Raw genomic sequence first — 18,335 nt, forward strand, 5'->3', positions numbered from 1 at the left:
TGTGGTCATGGAATACACCTGGGACGTCATATCAACCCCCTTCGGCGCAGCGGTGGGAGTCACCGGCGAGCACGGACTCGTCTGGTTCCACCTGATCGACGGGGATCCGCAGTGGGAGATCGAGCGGGTCGCCGCTCAGCTCGGTGCCGTGCCGGAGAGCAGTCCGGGATCCCTCGCGGATCTCTGCGAGCAGATCGAGGAGTATGCCGACGGCACGCGCCGAGAATTCGACGTGGCGTTGGATTGGAGCCTGGTGACCGGGTTCGCTCTGGATGCTCTGCAGGCGATCACCGAGATTCCGTATGGCGCCACGGCATCCTACGGAGAGATCGCGCTGGTCGCCGGACGCCCACGAGCAGCGCGCGCTGTGGGCACCGCCTGCCGGCTCACGCCCTTCTCTCTCATCGTCCCCGTCCACCGTGTGGTTCGCTCCGACGGATCGGTGGGTGAGTACGGTGCTCATCCAGAAACCAAGCGCGCCCTGTTGGAGCTGGAGGGTGCGATCGCGCCACGGGCAGCGCCGCACCGCACCGCCCGAATCGACGACGCGGAGGCGGAAGACGCCTTCGATCAAGCCGCGCGAGGCTGATGCGGCGATATCCTCGATTGCTCGCCCCTCTCGGCAGTCTCGGCGCTCTCGGGACGAATGCCCGGAGACCCAGAGGCACCACGGAGGCACGGTGAACGCACGCACGGCACCACCCAGCGAGGCGGAACTGGTGGCGCACGCCGTGCGCGAACTCTCGCGCCGCACGGGCTTTCCCGTAGCGTTCGGCGGCCTCTTCCACGATGGGGAGGTGTCCATCACCGCCGTGCACGGCGCACGTACTCGCAGCCTCGACGGATTGCGCGTGCACCCGGAGCGCGGACTCGGCGGCCGTGCGGTGGTCGAACTCCGCCCCCGTATGACGAGCGACTACGGTGCCAGTCGGTCGATCACGCACGACTACGATCGAGCGATCCTCGGCGAGGGGATCTCCACCCTGCTCGCTGTCCCGATCATTGTGGGCGGAATCGCACGAGGCATTCTGTACGGCGGATCCTGGAGCGGTCAGCCGGTCGGTGAGGTGAATGCCGCACCGGCTTTCCAGGTGGCCGAGGCACTGGCGTCGGAATTGCGCGTACGCGATGAGGTGGAACGCCGGATTCGCATGCTGGGAACATCGACTCCGCTTCCAGTGGTCAGCGATCCACTTCCCATGGCACACCGCGAGGAATTGCGATCGATCTATGCGGCTCTGCGTCCATTGATTAATCGCGCAACGGACGCAGATGCACAACAATTGCGCACGCTCTCTGAACGATTGGCATCACTCGCCGGCGATCAGCTTCCCCTGCCGTCCGCCGAAACGCCACGGCTCGCGCCGCGCGAGGTGGACGTGCTCGCCTGCGCCGCACTCGGCGGGACCAATGCAGATATCGCGCGGCAACTCGGGCTCATGCCCGGGACAGTGAAGGCCTATCTCGCCACCGCAATGTCCAAATTGGGAGTCTCCACCCGTCTCGCCGCGGTAACCGAAGCCCGGCGGGCGGGAATCATTCCCTGATCACCGGCGAGCGTGACTCATACGTGTTCCCACATCGCGACTCACGCGATTCATGTGAAGATCCTCATGTGGATTCGATCTTTCATCTTCTATTGTTATGCATATGGCAAAGAAAATAGTTCACCAGATCATCGACGACCTCGACGGAACTGTCCTCGAAGTCGGTGACGGCGAGACTGTTCATTTCTCGCTCGATGGCGTCGCCTACGAGATCGACCTCACGGATGACAACGCCGCAGCGCTTCGTGCCGCTGTAGCCCCGTTCATCTCCGCCGGCCGTCGTCTCGCACGCACCGCAGCCGTTTCCTCCCCCGCCCCCAAGCGCGGCTCCGGCCGCACCGACCTGGCCGCCGTGCGCGCCTGGGCCAACGACAACGGCCACTCGGTCTCCGATCGTGGTCGCGTGCCGGCCAGCGTTCTCGAGGCCTACGACGCCGCGCACTGATCTTCACCGCATTCGGGCCGTTCTGCTGAGATTGCAGAACGGCCCGAATGCTGTCCGGATCGCAGATCGTCTGACCTGCTGATCCGGCGATCTCTCCCCGCGGTGACGCTCGAAGCGACTGACCTCGGTCCCGTCGTATCAGGAAGTGACCCTCGTGAGGAATCGGGTCAGCGCCACGCGACCATGGCCGGTCACGACGCCGTCGCCCCCGCTGCCGACCAGCACCGTGGTCGTCGGCTCCAGAGCCTGAGTCTCCAGGGAAGCCGCCCCGGCGATGACCGTGATCGAGGTGACATCACCGGTCAAGCCCGTCGGCTCGCTGACGGTGACCGTAGACAGGGTGGCGATGGCCTCCCGCTGGTCGAGACTCAGACAGAGAAGTCGGCTGATTCCCCGAGATGCCCAGCGACGCAGCTCGACCGTCTCCCCCGCGGACCGCAGGACCTCCCCGGAGCGCAACGGCCGATACGAGCCCCGCTCCCCGATGGCGATCTGGGCACCCGACAACCCGACCACCTGATAGCTGGCGTGACGTTCGGGAAGCACGAACGTTCCGTTTCGTGAGCGCAGCTCAATGACGTGCAGACCGGCATCCGACCACCGCTCATCCTCGGAGAGCGCCGTGAGGTGACGGATTCGTCCGTCGCCGGCATCGAGCGGTCGTACCGCAACCGCCTGGTTGATCGGAGTGAACATGTTCCTGCCTCTGCGGTCCCGGTGAAATGCCGGGGCGGGAGCCGCGTTGTGCGCGGCCCCCGCCCCGTCTGGCCTTGCTCAGTGATCGACGATCAGCGATCAGCGAGCACGTATCCCGCCTCACCGTGGATGACCTTGTCGATACCGGCGATCTCGTCCTCGTCCTTGATGCGGAAGCCGAGGGTCCGGTCGATCACGAATCCGATGCCGTATGCGAGCACGAAGGAGTAGATCAGCACCGCGAACGCCGCGATCGCCTGAACCAGCAGCTGCGTGCCGTCACCACCCAGGAACAGGCCGGTGCCGTTGGCGAAGAAGCCCAGGTAGAGCGTTCCGATGAGGCCACCGATCAGGTGGATGCCCACCACATCCAGCGAGTCGTCGAAGCCGAACTTGAACTTCAGCTCGATCGCGAGGGCGCACACAGCGCCGGCGATGAGGCCGAGCAGGATGGCCCAGATCGGCTGCAGAGAGCCACAGGCCGGCGTGATCGCGACGAGGCCGGCCACCGCACCCGATGCCGCACCGACGGAGGTCGGCTTCTTGTCCTTGATCTTTTCGACCACGAGCCACGCCAGCAGGGCTGCGGCAGGAGCCGCGATCGTGTTGATGAAGGCCAGGGCAGCCGTGCCGTCAGCAGCGAGCTCCGATCCCGCGTTGAAACCGAACCAGCCGAACCACAGCAGGCCCGCACCCAGCAGCACGAACGGCGGGTTGTGAGGCACGTGCGCGCCCTTCTGGAATCCCTGGCGCTTGCCGAGCACGAGAGCGAGAGCGAGAGCCGCGGCACCGGCGTTGATGTGCACTGCAGTACCACCGGCGAAGTCAATCGCGCCCACACCGAAGGTCTGCTGCAGACCGTGCGTGATCCAGCCGCCGTAGGCGAAGCTGCCGTCATCGGCCAGGCCGAAGTTGAACACCCAGCTGGCGACCGGGAAGTACACGACCGTCGCCCAGATCGCCGCGAAGATCATCCACGACCCGAACTTGGCGCGGTCGGCGATCGCACCGGACACGAGTGCCACCGTGATGATGGCGAAGGTCGCCTGGAAGGCCACGAATGCCAGCGGCGGGTAAGCAGCACCCTCCGGCACCTCGATCAGGCTCTCCAGCCCGATTGCCGACCAGTCAATCGCCCAGGGCGCAAGCGTGCCCTCCGCGCCGGGGAACGCAATGGCGTAGCCGTAGAGCACCCACAGCACACCGATGAGTCCCAGCGCACCGAAGCTCAGCATCATCATGCTGATGACGCTCTTCGCCTTCACGAGCCCGCCGTAGAAGAACGCGAGGCCGGGAGTCATCAGGAGCACGAGTGCTGCCGCGATGAGAATGAACGCTGTATTTCCCTGGTCCATCCGAGTCCACCTTTCCGAGAGGTCGCGATCTGCGCGGGTGCGCTGCGACACGCCCTAATCTGGCGCACATGAATTTCCCAGCCGCTACGCGGTTGTTTCCAACACGTGACGTTTTGCGCGGCGGCCGTCGGCGATGAAGCGCTCGAGGGTCAACTAGGCTGGGGAGTCGCGCCCCTGTAGCTCAGTGGATAGAGCGTCGGTTTCCTAAACCGTGCGTCGCTGGTTCGAGTCCAGTCAGGGGCACCGGAAGATCCTCGCCCCTCACCCCAGGGTGTAGATGTGGAATCCCACTGCTGCACCGAGGGTGACCATTCGCTCATGCTCCGCCCGCGGCACCAGATACAGATGGTAGCTGTCGCTCTCCGTGTCGATGACCGTGAGGGTGTAACCGCGTTCACTCACGTGCTGAGCGATCTGGCGCAGTGCCGCTTCCGTGTCCTCATCGCCGGGGAATGCAATCTCGGCGAGACCGAGCGCGACGCCGAGCGAGGTCGTCACCCGCTCCAGCTGCCAGACGATATCCCCCGTCTCTTCTTTCCAGTCGATGTACGCGCCGTAGGCGTACGGGGTGTTGTAGCCGACGAGCCAATAGACGAAGACGTCACGAATCGTCGCGTCGTAGTGAGCCGGCTCGACGTCACCGAACTGCATCGTCGCACACCACTCGGGGTGCGCTGCACGAAAGGAGTCATATCCCGCGGCGAGAAGTGTCATGTCTGCCGCGACCCGAGGGTCGTCGTTGCTGATCAGCGCCGCCATCGGCACGAGCGGGCTGTAGTCCACCGCCGCGGTGGCCCGCTCCCCGGATCCCACAGACGGTTGTTCTGTCTGCCGGTCGCGACGGTCGCGGGAGAAGACGTCGAAGAGGCCCATGGGGGAACCCTATCGACGAGTCAGAGCGAGACGGTGCGGAACCCGGCGTTGCCCATCGACGAGTCCGGGGTGTTCTGCGAACGGGCGGAGTTCCGGTAGCGGTTGCAGTACGAGATGTGACAGAGGTAGCTGCCGCCGCGTAGAACGCGGGCACCACCTTCCCCGGGTCCCGGAGGATCCGCTTCGGGAGACTGTGCGTAGTAGCTCGGGTCGAATCGGTCCTCGCACCACTCCCAGACGTTGCCCACCGTCTGCCAGAGACCGTAGCCATTCGGTGCGAATGTCCGCACGGGCGCGGTCGTCGCCCATCCGTCTTCGCCCGTGTTGTGCGCGGGGAACCGTCCCTGGAAGATGTTGGCCCGCCAGCCGTCCTCGTCGACCTCGGCATCGCCCCACGGGTACTTGGCGCCGTCCAACCCTCCGCGCGAGGCGTACTCCCACTCCGCCTCGGTCGGCAGGCGCCGCCCGGCCCAGGAGCAGTACGCCTGGGCGTCATTCCAGCTCACGTGGACCACCGGGTGATCGCCGCGGTCCGTGATGTCCGAGCCCGCACCACCGGGGCGTCGCCAGTCTGCACCGCGGACGCCTCGCCACCATGGCGTCTGCGGAGGAATCCCGACGATGTCCGCTTCGGGCGCTGTGACGGCGAGGTGGAAGACGGCCGAATATCCGAACTCCTCCGCCTCGGTGCGGTATCCGGTGGCGTCGACGAAGGCGGCGAATGCATCGTTCGTCACGGATGTGGCGTCGATCGAGAACGCCGACAGGCGAACGACGTGGCGGGGCGTCTCACCGTCGGCGGGGTTCTCGTCACCCGACGAGTCACCCATGGTGAAGGTGCCTGCGGGAACCGCGACCTGCTCGATCGGATGCTCCCCGCGAGCCGAAGACGCAGCACTCTGGGTCACCGAACCGATCTGGAGCAGCGACGACCGAGACGGGGCCCCACACCCGCAGCCACAACCATCCTGCTCGCTCATGCGCGTCTCTCCGTTCGTCTCAGCCGCGCGTCGCCGGCTCGACGCTGGGCCCTGTTGCGAGCCTATCGGGCGCAGGCACGGTACGAATCCGCGGTTGACGTGTGCCGATGACGACGCCCGCGATGACCAGCGCCATGCCGATCGCCTGTGCCGGTCCGAACACCTCGCCAGCGAAGGCGACGCCGAGAATGACTCCGGATACCGGGTTGAGGAGCCCGACCGCCCCGATGGCCGCTGCCGGTAGCCGCTGAAGCCCGGTGAACCACGCCGCGTACGCCAGAGCGGTGGCGAACAGAGACACGTAGAGGAATCCCAGCCACTGCTGCGGTCCCTGCGGCATCGGCGGCAGTCCCTCCACCAGCGCGGCAACGGGGATCAACGCCGTCGCCCCAGCAATGAGCTGCCAAGAGGCCAGCGTCACCGGAGGGATCTTCGCCCCCCACTTGGCCGTGAGAACGAAGCCGATGTTCGACGAGAGCATGGCGGCGAGGGACGCGAGCAAACCCCAGCCGTTCACGGCTGACGTCCCGATGCCGATCATGACGACGACGCCGAGGATGCCGATCAGCGCACCGGCGACGGCCATCAGGCGCGGGCGCTGGCCCAAGAACCCCCAGCCGAACAGCAGCATCGTTCCCGCCGACGCCGACATCACGGTCGCCGCAAGGCTGGAGGGCAGCAGTGTGCCTGCGAGGTAGATCAGCGCGAAGAAGCCGCCCACATTGAGCAGGCCCAGAACGATCGACTTCCACCACCAGTCACCGCGCGGCAGGCGACGCGCGATCAGCAGGAGAACGATCCCCGCCGGGAGCGCACGGTATACACCGCCCCAGAGCGGCGTGCCTGCCGGGAGGAAGTTGCGCGTGACGAAGTACACGCTTCCCCAGGCGAGCGGCGCGATCGCCGCAATCAGGATCCACTTCCAGCGCGAATTATCTTCCATGGAAGATAGATTACACCTTCCGAGGAAGATAGATTGATCGAATGGCAGAAGATCCTCGCGACGAAGACCGCGTCGACCGCATCCTCGCGGAATGGCGCCGCGAGCGACCCGACCTGGACACCACCCCGCAAGCAGTGATCGGCCGCCTCCACCGGCTCGCGATGATCCTCGATCGCGCGATCGACGATGAATTCGCGCGCTTCGGCATCTCGCAGGGCGAGTTCGACGTCCTCGCCACCCTCCGCCGCGCGGGCAGCCCCTACCGCCGAAGCGCGGGCGAGTTGGCCGAGCACACGATGATCTCGACGGGCGGGCTGACCAAGCGCGTCGATCGCCTCATCGCCCGCGGACTCGTCGAGCGCGAGGGCGACGCCAGCGACGGGCGCCGCCGCCACATCCGCCTTACCCCAGCGGGGTTCGAGCTGGTCGAACGCGCCGTCGAAGGGCACACCGCGAACGAGCACCGCCTCATCAGCGGGCTCGACGGTGATGCCCCGCACCTGGCGGAACTGCTCAGCCGCTGGCTACGCGCGCTCGACGTCGACTGACGCGGGTCACGCCGCAGCGCTGAGGTACGGCGCCCAGGCCGGCTCAGCCCGCTCGGTACCGCGCACCGTCCACTGCGAACCACGCGGCGGCTGCGGGATGAAGCGCAGCTCCCAGCCCATCTCGTGCGGCGTGCGATCGCTCTTGACGTTGTTGCAGCGAAGACAGCACGCCACGAGGTTCTCCCACGAGTCCGCTCCCCCGCGAGAGCGTGGCATGACGTGATCGATGGTGGCTGCGGGCTTGGCGCAATACGCGCACCGATACCCATCGCGGCGCAAGACTCCACGTCGGGTCACCGGGACATTGTAGGTCGTCGGCACCCGCACGTAGCGGGACAGCACGATCACCGCCGGGCGATCGAACACGCTGCTCGTTCCCCACACCGGCGAGTCCTCGACCCGTTCGATAATCGTCGCGCGGTCGTTCATGACCAGCAGCAGCGCTCTCTTGAATGAGACCACTGCGAGCGGTTCGTATCCTGCGTTCAACACCAGCGTGCGCATCCGTCATCCTCTCGATTCGCCCCGGCTGGTTGCCGGGTTTCACGATGCGTGCGACGCGGTCGATTCACCCCGGAACGACACAGGGCGCCATCCGAACGGATGGCGCCCTGTGAGAGTTCGCGGACATGCTCGATTGCGGCAGGCGATGCTCATGCACGCGCGACTGACCCACACCCGTGGTTCGGATGCTCGTCGTCGTATGCATGTGCGCCCTCCGCGTTTCGACCGGCGTCAGGACACAGCGTAACCCCGACACGCCCGGGAGGCATACGACGCGCAGGTGAACATTCCAGGTCCGGCACGAACGACGAGGGGCACCGCACTCGTGCGATGCCCCTCGGGAGTTCTCGTTGCGTCAGCCCGCGTTGGCCACAAGGAACGCGTAGGAGTCCACCAGCGAGCCGTCCAGACGGACTTCCAGGTGGAGGTGGTTGGCGGTGGAGCGGCCCGTGCTGCCCACCAGACCGATCAGCTGTCCGGCCTCGACATGGTCGCCCTCCGACACCACGCGGGAACCGGAAGTCATGTGACCGTAGCGCGACTCGACCGACGTGCCGTTCACGTCACCCGTGATCTCGACGAAGTTCCCGTACCCGCCGTAGCTCTCGGCCGAGATGGTGACCGTGCCGGCGTTCATCGCGTAGATCGGCGTACCGGCGGCGATCAGCAGGTCCGACCCCTCGTGTCCACGGCCGGCACCGAGGGTGTCGCCGAGAACGAAACCGGTGACGGGCCAGACGAAGGTTCCGGTGGCACCGGAGAACGTCGGCACGTTCGAGAAGTCGATCGAGACCTTCTTGTCGGCCGCAGCCTTCTTCGCCGCCTCAGCGGCAGCGGCGGCCTCCTGGGCACGACGCAGGGCTTCTTCTTCCGCCTTCTTCTGCGCGATCTCCGCGGCGGTCGTCGCGGCATAGGCGTCGCGCTGGACGGCATCTCCGGTGACGTCGGAGGCGACGACAAGCGCCTGCGCACCATCCGCAGCGGCCTGCTGCAGGGTGAGACCCTTGTTGTCCGCGGCGGCGCTGTTGGCACCGTTGTACGCACCATAGGCCGACAGTCCGACCGTGCCGATCAGACCGGCGACGATCACCAGGCTGCCGAGAATGCGAGCCGGTCGAGCTCGTCCTCCACTCGCGGGGCGGGGCTGGCGGCGTGCGCGACGCACCACCGCTGCGGTCGACTCCGGCGCCCCCTTGGACTCGGGCGGGTTCGACTCGTTCACTGCACTCAAGCTGGTTCCTCCGTCGCCTCCACGCCGAAGCGTCCGGCTCGTCGGCACTCGGTTCAGGGCACTTTGTGCATCGGGACCCACGGAGGTGACGAGCCGTTGAGGCAATTCCGGGGTGTCCTTCGGCCAGCTTGCGCCGACGGACATTTCCAGAGTACGGGAATGTAACGATTCTGTCACTCTGAATCCCAAACTCTCAGCTTGAGCCTCACGGATGCCCGGCGGATCAGGCTTTTTCTCGCCTACTTCAGTTGGAACTGGGACGCCACCGCATCCAGGGCCTCCTGCGGAACCTCTGTGCCATCGCAGCGCACCGCGATCTCATACGTGCGATCCCCGGCCACATCGACGCGGGTGAAGTTCACGGAGGCCTTCTCGTAATCGCCCGTGCTGATCTCGGAGTATCCGGAGAACTCGTACAGCACCCCGTCCGGCCCGGGCACCAACAGCGACGCGATCGGTGAGGCCGTCGTCCCGGGTGGCGCGTACTTCTGGGCCAGTTCGCCCCAGTACTCGCTGCCGTCTCGGTCATCATCGCCGTATGCACCCTCGTTGGAGTGCAGGGCGAAGTAGCACGGACTGCGCCACGCGTCCTCTCCGGCGGGAGCAGCAGGCCCGAGCAGGTGCTCCGGATCAACGGTGTCATACGGCGCCCAGTCCGCCGTGGCCGCCATGTCGAGCACCGTTCCAGCCGGAAGGTTCGCCGACATGTCCAGCGTCACCGTTCCCTCGGGCGCGGGCGCCCCCAGGGACGGGGCGGGCGAGAACGTGGCCCCGCCCGCGGGCGTTGCGGGGTCGCCGGCGGGCGATGTCGTGAGCACACGCGCGGCGGCACCGACGACAACGACGACGATCACCAGCGCGACGCCGGCGACGATGGCCCACCCCCAGCGGGGAAGACCGCCCGCGCGCGGCGCGACGGCGGCATATCCGGGCGGCGGAGCGTACACGGGGTGAGAGGCGTACGCGGGGAGCCCGATCGGCGGCTGTGCCGCAGGCGGAGCGGCAGCGTGTGACTGGGGCACGGAGCCCTGGGGCACGGCGGCGTGCGACGGAGCGGCATATGCGGCGGGGTCGTTTGGCGCAGAACCGAACGGCGCGGCAGCATGCGGTGCGGCGGCATACGGCGGCGTGGCGGGCGAGGTGCCCGTCGCCGGCGCTCCCCCTCCGGAGGGTGCCGTATACACCGGAGGAACGTAGGGCGTGCCGTAAGGCGGCAGACCGCCGTACTCCGGACGGCCGTTGGGCCAGACCGGCGGAGCGGACGGCCCCAGTCCGAGTTCCTCGGATGAGCGCTGTCCGAGGGGCATCGGCGCGTAGCCGTCGTACCCACCGGAGTCCGCCGGTGTGCCGTCCGTGTTCTGTTCACCCGCCATGTCGTCCCCCTCGGACCTGCCGCGTGCGGTTATGAGACGGGTCAGCGCCGATCGTCGACGAGGAAGATATGCCCTGCGATCTCCACCGGGAGCTCCAGTCCGTCCTCGTGACCGTCCATCTCGACTAGCACGTAGCCCTCGTTGAAGCGGAAGCTGCCGTGCGCTCCGGGAAGCACACCGGCGTCGCGCAGCTGCTCGAGCAGTTCCGGATCCACCTGCGCAGGCTCCGCGAGGCGACGAACTGTTCCCTCGATCGGCGTTCCGGCATCGGTGAGCCGGTTGACCAGTCCGATGACGCCCTGCTCGAAGTCGGTCGCGACCTCGCTTCCCAGCACGTCGAGCCCCGGAATCGGGTTGCCGTAGGGCGACTCGGTCGGGTGACCCAGCAGTTCGATCAGCCGCCGCTCGACCTGCTCGCTCATCACGTGCTCCCAGCGGCACGCTTCATCGTGCACGTACGCCCAGTCCAGACCGATGACGTCCGAGAGCAGGCGCTCCGCGAGGCGGTGCTTGCGCATGACGTCGACGGCCTTGCCGCGGCCGCTGTCGGTGAGCTGCAACCGACGATCGTCCGACACGACGACGAGGCCGTCGCGCTCCATGCGACCGATGGTCTGCGACACCGTCGGCCCGGAGTGTCCCAGCCGCTCGGAGATCCGCGCGCGCAGCGGCGTGATGTTCTCCTCCTCCAGCTCGAGGATGGTGCGCAGGTACATCTCGGTGGTGTCGATGAGATCAGTCATGTGCCCCTCACGATCGCGACGATTGTCACCCTCAGCCTATCCGTCACCGGGCGTCACGCGGTCGGGAACGCCCCGACGCCCGCCCTAGAATCTGTTCATGGCGAGCGTTGAGATCCCCCGTGACCTTCTCCCCTCCGACGGACGCTTCGGCTGCGGTCCGTCCAAGATCCGCCCCGAGGCGGTGTCCGCCCTCGCGAGTGTGGGATCGTCGCTGCTCGGCACCAGCCACCGGCAGGCGCCCGTCAAGAATCTCGTCGGCTCCGTTCGTTCGCAGCTGGCGGATCTGTTCCAGCTGCCCGAGGGCTACGACATCATCCTCGGCAACGGCGGCTCGACCGCGTTCTGGGATGCAGCGGCGTTCGGTCTGATCGAGAACCGCGCCCAGAACCTCGTGTTCGGCGAGTTCGGCGGAAAGTTCGCTTCCGCAGCGAAGGCACCCTGGCTGCAGGCGCCGGACGTGCGCACCGCGGAGCCGGGTTCGGTGGCGTTCGCGGAGGTGGTCGAGGGTGTCGACGTGTACGCCTGGCCTCACAACGAGACGTCGACGGGTGCCGCGGCTCCCGTGACCCGCGTCAACGGCGATGACGGCGCACTGACCGTGATCGACGCCACGAGCGCGGCCGGCGGACTGAACGTCGATATCGCGCAGACCGACGTCTACTACTTCGCGCCGCAGAAGAACTTCGCCTCCGACGGCGGGCTCTGGTTCGCCGCCGTGTCGCCGGCCGCACTGGAGCGCATCGCCCGCATCAACGCCAGCGACCGGTACATCCCGGAGTTCCTGAACCTCCAGACGGCGGTCGACAACTCGCGCCTGAATCAGACGTTGAACACCCCGGCGCTGTCGACCCTGCACCTGCTGGACAGCCAGCTGCGCTGGATGCTGGAGAACGGCGGGCTGAACTGGGCGGCTTCGCGCACGGCGGAGAGCTCCGGCGCGATCTACGACTGGGCCGAGGCATCCGCCGTCGCCTCCCCCTTCGTCACCGACCCGGCCTACCGCTCCGGCGTGGTGGCGACCATCGACTTCGACGAGAGCGTCGATGCCGCAGCCGTGGCCGCGACACTGCGCGCCAACGGCATCGTCGACACCGAGCCGTACCGCAAGCTCGGTCGTAATCAGCTGCGTATCGCGACGTTCGTGGCGATCGACCCGGACGATGTTCGCCAGCTGCTCCGATCGATCGACTACGTGCTCGCGAACTCCTGATCCACGAAGAAGAGAGGCCGGACGATCGATCGTCCGGCCTCTCTTTCGTCAGTGCTCGTCACTCCTCTTCGGAGTCGTCGTCCTCAGACTCCTCGTCATCGTCCGAGTCGTCATCATCATCGTCTTCGGGATCCTCGTCGTCCGAGTCATCATCATCGTCGGATTCGTCATCGTCGGATTCGTCATCGTCCGCCTCGTCGTCGTCATCGCCGAGCTGGGGGTCGAGCTCGTCGATGTCGACGCCGTCGACGTCACCCGAGTGAAGGATCGGCGACCCGTCGGAGTCGAAATCCGCCTCGTCCAGGTCGTCGTCATCATCGTCATCATCGTCGTCGAGGTCCGACATCGGAGCGTCTTCGTCGGCAAGATCGACGTCTTCATCATCGCCGGCCGTCTCGGCCGCTTCCGCGAGGGCCACTTGCGCGGCCTGGTACTCGGCAAGGCGCACGGCCCACGGCACCCAGTCCGGCGCGAGGAGGGCGTCCTCTCCTGGCAGCAGTTCCGCTTCCAGGACGGTCGGCTCCGCGTCGGCGACGCGCGCGACCGACACTGTCCAGAACCAGCCCGGATACCCCAGCAGGTTGTTCGCAAACAGCAGCGAGACGACCCCGTCCGCTTCCACGCGATGACCGACCGGAGCGCCGATGGAGGACTCGGCGGTGATCTCGCGCAGGGCGACGAGGGCGACATCGTGGGCGGCGAGCAGCGCCGGATCGGCGACGAGCTCGGCAGCCTCGGCAGTCGCATCGACCGACGTCTCGGCGGCCCCGACGGTGACGGCGTCGGGTGTGGCCCCAGCGGCGCTCTCCGGAGCGTCGACGGCTGACTCCGTCGCCACCTCGTCCGCGGACTCCGCCGCGTTCGCGTCGATCTCAGGCATCAAGTTCATCCGCAACCTTGCGCAGCACGGTCGCCACCTTGCGCGCGTGCGAGGACGACGGGTAGCGGCCATGACGCAGATCGCCGCCGATGCCGTCGAGGAGGCCCACCAGGTCTTCGATGATGATCGCCATGTCGTCGGCGGGCTTACGGTTCTTCTTCGCCAGGCTGACGGGCGCTTCGACGATGCGAACGGCAAGGGCCTGCGGGCCTCGCTTACCCTCCGCGACGCCGAACTCGACGCGTGTTCCGGGCTTGGGTGCGGGAGCTCCCGCAGGAAGAGCTGTGGCGTGCAGAAAGACGTCCTGGCCGTCCTCGGACGTGATGAATCCGAAGCCTCGGTCCTCGTCATAGAACCTGACCTTGCCGCTGGGCATGCTGACCCCTTCGAACTGGTGCACGGCGCGGCGTGCTGATGGTAACAACGGCCCGACAAATCGTGTGGGGCCGCCTCTTCAGCCTAGCGGTCCCCGGGGCGACTACGCTGGGACTGATGAATACCCAGAATCAGACCGACGACCTCCCCGTGAAGCGGATTGATCGCATTCTCGCGTTCAGCTCGGTGGTTCTCATCGGCGTGTCGATTCTGTGCTTCATCGCGATCATCGTGGCCACTGTCGCGCACGCTGACTTCGCGGTTCCGATCTGGGGCATCATCTTCACGTTCATCAACGTGGCCCTTCCCGTCGGCGTGCTGCTGTTCTTCGTGCTGCTGATCATGAACATGGTTCGGCGCTCTCGAGCCGCCAAGCAGTCCCGGAAGGGCTGACCCGGGGGATGTCCCTGGACGCACGGGGTCTGGCCGGTGCGCTCGCTGCACTGAGCGACACGGAACTGCGTGCCGTGCTCCTCGAGCGCGGCGCCTCCCCCACGGCGTCCTGGCGCGATCCATTCGATGCGGCCGAGGCACTGCTGGAACCAGCCTCCGTGCGTGCCGCACTCACCACTCTGACGGCCGCCGAGGCCGCTGACCTCTCCTCTGCGGTGCGGCACGGCACCCCGGCGACGGACGGCACCGGGCGCCTGGAAGCGCTGGCGCTCGTGGCTGCCGGTGTGCCGTATCCGAGTGTGGCTGACGTGGTGCGCTCGCTCCCCGACGTCCCGGTGCCGAACCCCACCAGCGCGATCGCCCGAGATTCTCCCGCGGCCGCCGAGCACGCCTTCACCGCGGCCGGGCAGCTGGCCGACCTCCTTCTTGCCTCCTATGTCCGACCACTGACGGTGATCGGCACGGGATCCATCGCCGCCGGCGATCGCAAGCGCCTTGTCGAGGACGGGCTGGTGCGCGATCCCGACGACATCGATGATCTCGTCTGGATCGCCGGCGCCGCGGGACTGCTCCGGCTGGTCGAGCGCGAGTGGCTCGTCTCCCGGTTCGCCGCCGAGTGGCTTCGCGCCAGCACGGCCGAGCGATGGGCACATCTGGCCCGCACGTTCCGTGATCGGCTGCCGGCCGGGCTCCGGCGGGATTCCCGCTGGGCGCTGCCCGAGGACTGGGAGCACGCGTATCCGTGGAATCCGGACTGGGATGCGAAGACCTGGTCTTACCGCGCGGTGCTGCTCGGACTGATCGATTCCGAGACGCTCCTGCCCACGCCGTGGGCTCAGTCCGACGACGACGCGTCGCAGGAGCTCCTGGCCGGACATCTGCCGCACGAAGTGGACCGCGTGTATCTGCAGAACGATCTCAGCGTGATCGCGCCGGGACCCCTCGCGCCGGCGCTGGACATCCGCCTGCGCAGCGCAGCCGATCGTGAATCGCACGCCCAGGCCTCGACCTACCGTTTCACTCCCGATTCGCTGCAGCGTGCGCTGGCGCAGGGCGAGACCGAGGAAAGCCTGCGCGACTTCCTCACGGGCCTCTCCCTGACCGGCATTCCCCAGCCGCTGTCGTACCTCATCACCGAGACCGCGCGCCGCCACGGAACGATCACGGTGGGCGCGGATCCGGTAAGCGGGCGCACGCGCGTACGCGTCGGCTCCGTCGCACTGCGTGACACCCTCAGCATCGATCAGACGCTGCGCCCGTTGGGACTGCTTCGCGACGGGGACGATCTGATCTCGCGCGTCGGGCGCGACAGCGTGGCGCGAGCTCTCGCCGAGGCGCACTATCCGGTGGCGGTCGTGAACTCTGCGGGTGAGCCCGAGCCGCTTCAGGCGGGACGACTCGCACCCGAGGACGCGACCGATACGCTCCCCCCGGACCTCGATCCGCTGGTCGCTCGGCTGCACTCTGCTGATGCCGAAGACCTCGAAGCCGCGTGGATGCAGCGCGAGCTCGAGGCAGCTGTTCATGCCCGGGCCCTTCTGCACGTCACCGTCTCCCTCCCCGACGGCGCCGAGCGCACGTTCACCCTGGAAGCGTCGGGCATCGGCGGTGGACGGCTGCGCGGCCTGGACCGCGCGGCCGACGTCGAGCGTGTTCTGCCGATCTCCCACATCACCCACCTCGCCGTCGCGAGCTGATCCCCTGCTCTCGGCGCCGCCTCGTGCCGGGACGGCTAAAATGGAACGCTATGGCTGACGGACCCCTCATCGTGCAGAGCGACCGCACCGTGCTGCTGGAGGTGGCGCACCCGGACGCCGAATCCGCGCGCCACGACCTGGCGGTCTTCGCTGAACTGGAGCGTGCTCCCGAGCACATCCACACGTATCGCGTGACACGTCTGGGCCTGTGGAACGCGCGCGCCGCCGGCCATACCGCCGAAGACATGCTGGCAACGCTGGAGCGCTACTCGCGCTTCCCCGTGCCGCCGTCCGTCTCGGTCGACATCCGTGAAACCGTGAACCGCTACGGCCGACTCGTCATCGAACGCGACGACGAGGGACAGCTCATCCTGCGCTCCAGCGACGTGCCCGTTCTCGCCGAAGTGACGCGCAACAAGCGCATCCAGCCGCTGCTGATCTCCCACCCCACCCCCGACACCTACGTGATCGACACCTGGGCGCGTGGGCAGATCAAGCAGGAGCTGTTGAAGATCGGCTGGCCGGCGGAGGACTTCGCGGGATTCACCCCGGGAACGCCGCACCCGATCGGACTCGTCGAGGACGGCTGGCAGCTTCGCCCCTATCAGCGCCAGGCGGTCGACACGTTCTCCGATGGCGGCTCCGGCGTCGTCGTGCTCCCCTGTGGCGCCGGCAAGACGCTGGTGGGCGCCGGGGCAATGAGCGCCACCCAGACCAACACGCTGATTCTGGTGACTAACACGGTGAGCGCCCGCCAGTGGCGCGACGAACTCCTCAAGCGCACCACGCTCACCGCCGAGGAGATCGGCGAGTACTCCGGCCAGACCAAGGAGGTCAAGCCGGTCACCATCGCCACGTATCAGATCCTTACGGCGAAGCGAAAGGGCGACTACGCCCACCTCGCGCTCCTGGACGCACTCGACTGGGGCCTCATCGTCTACGACGAGGTGCACCTGCTCCCGGCACCGGTTTTCAAGCTCACTGCGGACCTGCAGGCGCGCCGTCGCCTGGGTCTCACCGCCACGCTGGTGCGCGAGGACGGCCGTGAGGGTGACGTGTTCAGCCTGATCGGTCCCAAGCGCTTCGATGCGCCCTGGAAGGAGATCGAGGCACAGGGGTTCATCGCACCCGCGGCCTGTTATGAGGTGCGCGTCGACCTGCCCGACGACGATCGTCTGGAGTACGCGGCAGCGGCGGATGACGAGCGCTATCGCATGGCGGCGACCGCTCCCGCGAAGATCCGTACGGTGAAGGACCTGGTCGCCAAGCACGCCGGCGAGCAGATTCTGGTCATCGGCCAATACCTCGACCAGATCGATACGCTCTCCCAGGCGCTGGACGCGCCGCAGATCACCGGGGCGACCCCGGTGGACGAGCGGGAGCGGCTCTTCAACGCGTTCCGCACCGGCGAGATCTCCGTGCTCGTGGTCTCGAAGGTGGCCAACTTCTCGATCGATCTGCCTGATGCCTCCGTCGCCATCCAGGTGTCGGGTTCCTTCGGCTCCCGCCAGGAGGAGGCCCAGCGCCTCGGCCGATTGCTGCGTCCGAAGGCCGATGACACGACGGCGAGCTTCTACACGCTGATCGCTCGTGACACGGTCGATCAGGACTTCGCTCAGAACCGCCAGCGATTCCTCGCGGAGCAGGGTTACAGCTACACCATCCTGGATGCGGATTCGCTGACGCCCGCCTGACACCGGGCTGTTCGACTGCTGTGTACGCCCTGTCTTTCGCCCTCGGCGTGACCGATTTCCCGCGCTCCACTGCCGATTCATAGGCACGGGTGGCCATAATGGGGGGCATGACAGCACCGCGCATCCTCATCGTGGACGACGAACCGAACATCCGGGACCTGCTGACGACGGGCCTGCGTTTCGCCGGTTTCCAGACCCGTTCGGTCTCCAACGGCGCGCAGACGATCTCCGCCGTTCTGGAAGAAGAGCCCGACCTGATCGTGCTCGACGTGATGCTTCCCGACATGAACGGATTCAGCGTCACGAAGCGACTGCGTGAGGCGGGCTACACCGCGCCGATCCTCTTCCTGACCGCCAAGGACGACACCGAGGACAAGATCGCCGGTCTCAACGCCGGCGGCGACGACTACGTCACCAAGCCCTTCGCGCTCGACGAGATCGTCGCTCGCATTCAGGCCATCCTCCGTCGCACCATGCAGGCCGATGAGGAGTCCGTGATCCGTGCGGGCGAGCTGACCATGGATCAGGACACGCACGACGTCTTCGTGGGCGACGCGGCCATCGACCTCAGCCCCACAGAGTTCAAGCTGCTGCGCTACCTGATGCTGAACCCCAACCGCGTGCTCAGCAAGGCGCAGATCCTCGACCACGTCTGGGAGTACGACTTCAACGGCGACGCGGGCATCGTCGAGAGCTACATCTCCTACCTGCGCCGCAAGATCGACCCGCACACCGAGGAGTCGCTCATCCAGACCAAGCGCGGATTCGGCTACATGCTGAAGACCGCCAAGTGACGGGTATCTCCTGGAAGAACACAACGACGCCCTGACCCGGTGGTGGCGCGGGAT

Annotated in this window: 20 protein-coding genes and 1 tRNA gene; 10 read left to right on the forward strand and 11 right to left on the reverse strand. The window is 67.0% G+C overall.

Annotation, left to right across the window (positions count from 1 at the left end):
• The first annotated feature begins 7 nt into the window (after positions 1-7).
• The 3 genes from ABTV68_RS15345 to ABTV68_RS15355 all read left to right on the forward strand — a co-directional run bounded on the left by ABTV68_RS15345 (position 8) and on the right by ABTV68_RS15355 (position 1,992).
• Positions 8-589 (forward strand): methylated-DNA--[protein]-cysteine S-methyltransferase, encoded by a 582-nt coding sequence (locus tag ABTV68_RS15345; protein ID WP_433674573.1) that lies wholly within the window; start codon positions 8-10, stop codon positions 587-589.
• Between the two features lie 130 nt (positions 590-719).
• The gene (locus tag ABTV68_RS15350; protein WP_433674574.1) at positions 720-1,547 is read left to right on the forward strand and encodes a LuxR C-terminal-related transcriptional regulator; all 828 of its coding nucleotides are present in this window, start codon (positions 720-722) and stop codon (positions 1,545-1,547) included.
• 103 nt (positions 1,548-1,650) lie between these two features.
• Positions 1,651-1,992: a histone-like nucleoid-structuring protein Lsr2 gene (locus tag ABTV68_RS15355; RefSeq protein WP_433674575.1), complete on the forward strand. Its 342-nt coding sequence runs from the start codon at positions 1,651-1,653 to the stop codon at positions 1,990-1,992.
• Between the two features lie 138 nt (positions 1,993-2,130).
• On the opposite strand, the gene ABTV68_RS15360 is transcribed toward ABTV68_RS15355, so the two are convergent.
• Both ABTV68_RS15360 and ABTV68_RS15365 read right to left on the reverse strand, forming a co-directional pair.
• Positions 2,131-2,688 carry a hypothetical protein gene (locus ABTV68_RS15360; RefSeq protein ID WP_433674576.1) on the reverse strand — a complete coding sequence of 186 codons (558 nt, stop codon included), beginning with the start codon at positions 2,686-2,688 and terminating at the stop codon, positions 2,131-2,133.
• A gap of 92 nt (positions 2,689-2,780) precedes the next feature.
• The gene (locus ABTV68_RS15365; protein ID WP_433674577.1) at positions 2,781-4,043 is read right to left on the reverse strand and encodes an ammonium transporter; all 1,263 of its coding nucleotides are present in this window, start codon (positions 4,041-4,043) and stop codon (positions 2,781-2,783) included.
• Positions 4,044-4,213: 170 nt separating this feature from the next.
• Between ABTV68_RS15365 and ABTV68_RS15370 the strand changes: the two genes are divergently transcribed.
• A tRNA-Arg gene (locus ABTV68_RS15370) sits at positions 4,214-4,286 on the forward strand.
• Between the two features lie 18 nt (positions 4,287-4,304).
• Here the strand turns inward: ABTV68_RS15370 and ABTV68_RS15375 are convergent.
• From ABTV68_RS15375 to ABTV68_RS15385, 3 genes are read right to left on the reverse strand one after another with little or no spacing between them, the layout of a single operon-like run.
• Entirely contained in the window at positions 4,305-4,916 is a 612-nt protein-coding gene (locus tag ABTV68_RS15375) for a DUF6630 family protein (RefSeq protein ID WP_433674578.1), read from the reverse strand.
• Between the two features lie 20 nt (positions 4,917-4,936).
• Positions 4,937-5,896: a formylglycine-generating enzyme family protein gene (locus ABTV68_RS15380; protein ID WP_433674579.1), complete on the reverse strand. Its 960-nt coding sequence runs from the start codon at positions 5,894-5,896 to the stop codon at positions 4,937-4,939.
• Positions 5,897-5,915: 19 nt separating this feature from the next.
• Complete coding sequence (locus tag ABTV68_RS15385; RefSeq protein ID WP_433674580.1) at positions 5,916-6,839, reverse strand: DMT family transporter; 924 nt, start codon at positions 6,837-6,839, stop codon at positions 5,916-5,918.
• 41 nt (positions 6,840-6,880) lie between these two features.
• Here ABTV68_RS15385 and ABTV68_RS15390 point away from each other — a divergent pair, with 41 nt between their 5' ends.
• Entirely contained in the window at positions 6,881-7,387 is a 507-nt protein-coding gene (locus tag ABTV68_RS15390) for a MarR family winged helix-turn-helix transcriptional regulator (protein ID WP_433674581.1), read from the forward strand.
• Positions 7,388-7,393: 6 nt separating this feature from the next.
• Here ABTV68_RS15390 and ABTV68_RS15395 read toward each other — a convergent pair whose 3' ends face one another.
• From ABTV68_RS15395 to ABTV68_RS15410, 4 genes are all read right to left on the reverse strand, one after another.
• A complete protein-coding gene (locus ABTV68_RS15395) occupies positions 7,394-7,891 on the reverse strand; it encodes an HNH endonuclease (protein ID WP_433674582.1) in 498 nt (165 codons plus the stop codon).
• 355 nt (positions 7,892-8,246) lie between these two features.
• On the reverse strand, positions 8,247-9,113 hold the full coding sequence (locus ABTV68_RS15400) for a M23 family metallopeptidase (protein ID WP_433677626.1): 867 nt from the start codon (positions 9,111-9,113) through the stop codon (positions 8,247-8,249).
• A 248-nt stretch (positions 9,114-9,361) separates the two neighbouring features.
• The gene (locus ABTV68_RS15405; RefSeq protein ID WP_433674583.1) at positions 9,362-10,495 is read right to left on the reverse strand and encodes a hypothetical protein; all 1,134 of its coding nucleotides are present in this window, start codon (positions 10,493-10,495) and stop codon (positions 9,362-9,364) included.
• 41 nt (positions 10,496-10,536) lie between these two features.
• Positions 10,537-11,238 carry a metal-dependent transcriptional regulator gene (locus tag ABTV68_RS15410; RefSeq protein WP_433674584.1) on the reverse strand — a complete coding sequence of 234 codons (702 nt, stop codon included), beginning with the start codon at positions 11,236-11,238 and terminating at the stop codon, positions 10,537-10,539.
• 97 nt (positions 11,239-11,335) lie between these two features.
• Here ABTV68_RS15410 and serC point away from each other — a divergent pair, with 97 nt between their 5' ends.
• Positions 11,336-12,448: a phosphoserine transaminase gene (gene serC / locus ABTV68_RS15415; RefSeq protein ID WP_433674585.1), complete on the forward strand. Its 1,113-nt coding sequence runs from the start codon at positions 11,336-11,338 to the stop codon at positions 12,446-12,448.
• 58 nt (positions 12,449-12,506) lie between these two features.
• On the opposite strand, the gene ABTV68_RS15420 is transcribed toward serC, so the two are convergent.
• A complete protein-coding gene (locus ABTV68_RS15420) occupies positions 12,507-13,328 on the reverse strand; it encodes a DUF3027 domain-containing protein (RefSeq protein ID WP_433674586.1) in 822 nt (273 codons plus the stop codon).
• On the reverse strand, positions 13,321-13,704 hold the full coding sequence (locus tag ABTV68_RS15425; protein WP_433674587.1) for a cold-shock protein: 384 nt from the start codon (positions 13,702-13,704) through the stop codon (positions 13,321-13,323). The genes ABTV68_RS15420 and ABTV68_RS15425 overlap by 8 nt, the downstream gene beginning before the upstream one ends.
• Positions 13,705-13,820: 116 nt before the next feature.
• Between ABTV68_RS15425 and ABTV68_RS15430 the strand changes: the two genes are divergently transcribed.
• From ABTV68_RS15430 to ABTV68_RS15445, 4 genes are all read left to right on the forward strand, one after another.
• Positions 13,821-14,096 carry a multidrug ABC transporter ATPase gene (locus ABTV68_RS15430; RefSeq protein WP_433674588.1) on the forward strand — a complete coding sequence of 92 codons (276 nt, stop codon included), beginning with the start codon at positions 13,821-13,823 and terminating at the stop codon, positions 14,094-14,096.
• Between the two features lie 8 nt (positions 14,097-14,104).
• On the forward strand, positions 14,105-15,793 hold the full coding sequence (locus ABTV68_RS15435) for a helicase-associated domain-containing protein (protein ID WP_433674589.1): 1,689 nt from the start codon (positions 14,105-14,107) through the stop codon (positions 15,791-15,793).
• 50 nt (positions 15,794-15,843) lie between these two features.
• Positions 15,844-17,487, forward strand: coding sequence for a DNA repair helicase XPB (locus tag ABTV68_RS15440; RefSeq protein ID WP_433674590.1), 1,644 nt, complete (start codon positions 15,844-15,846; stop codon positions 17,485-17,487).
• A gap of 107 nt (positions 17,488-17,594) precedes the next feature.
• Complete coding sequence (locus tag ABTV68_RS15445) at positions 17,595-18,281, forward strand: response regulator transcription factor (RefSeq protein ID WP_231092197.1); 687 nt, start codon at positions 17,595-17,597, stop codon at positions 18,279-18,281.
• The last annotated feature ends 54 nt before the right edge of the window (positions 18,282-18,335 follow it).

The organism is Microbacterium gorillae (assembly GCF_050990725.1).
Taxonomy (GTDB): Bacteria; Actinomycetota; Actinomycetes; order Actinomycetales; family Microbacteriaceae; genus Microbacterium; species Microbacterium gorillae_A.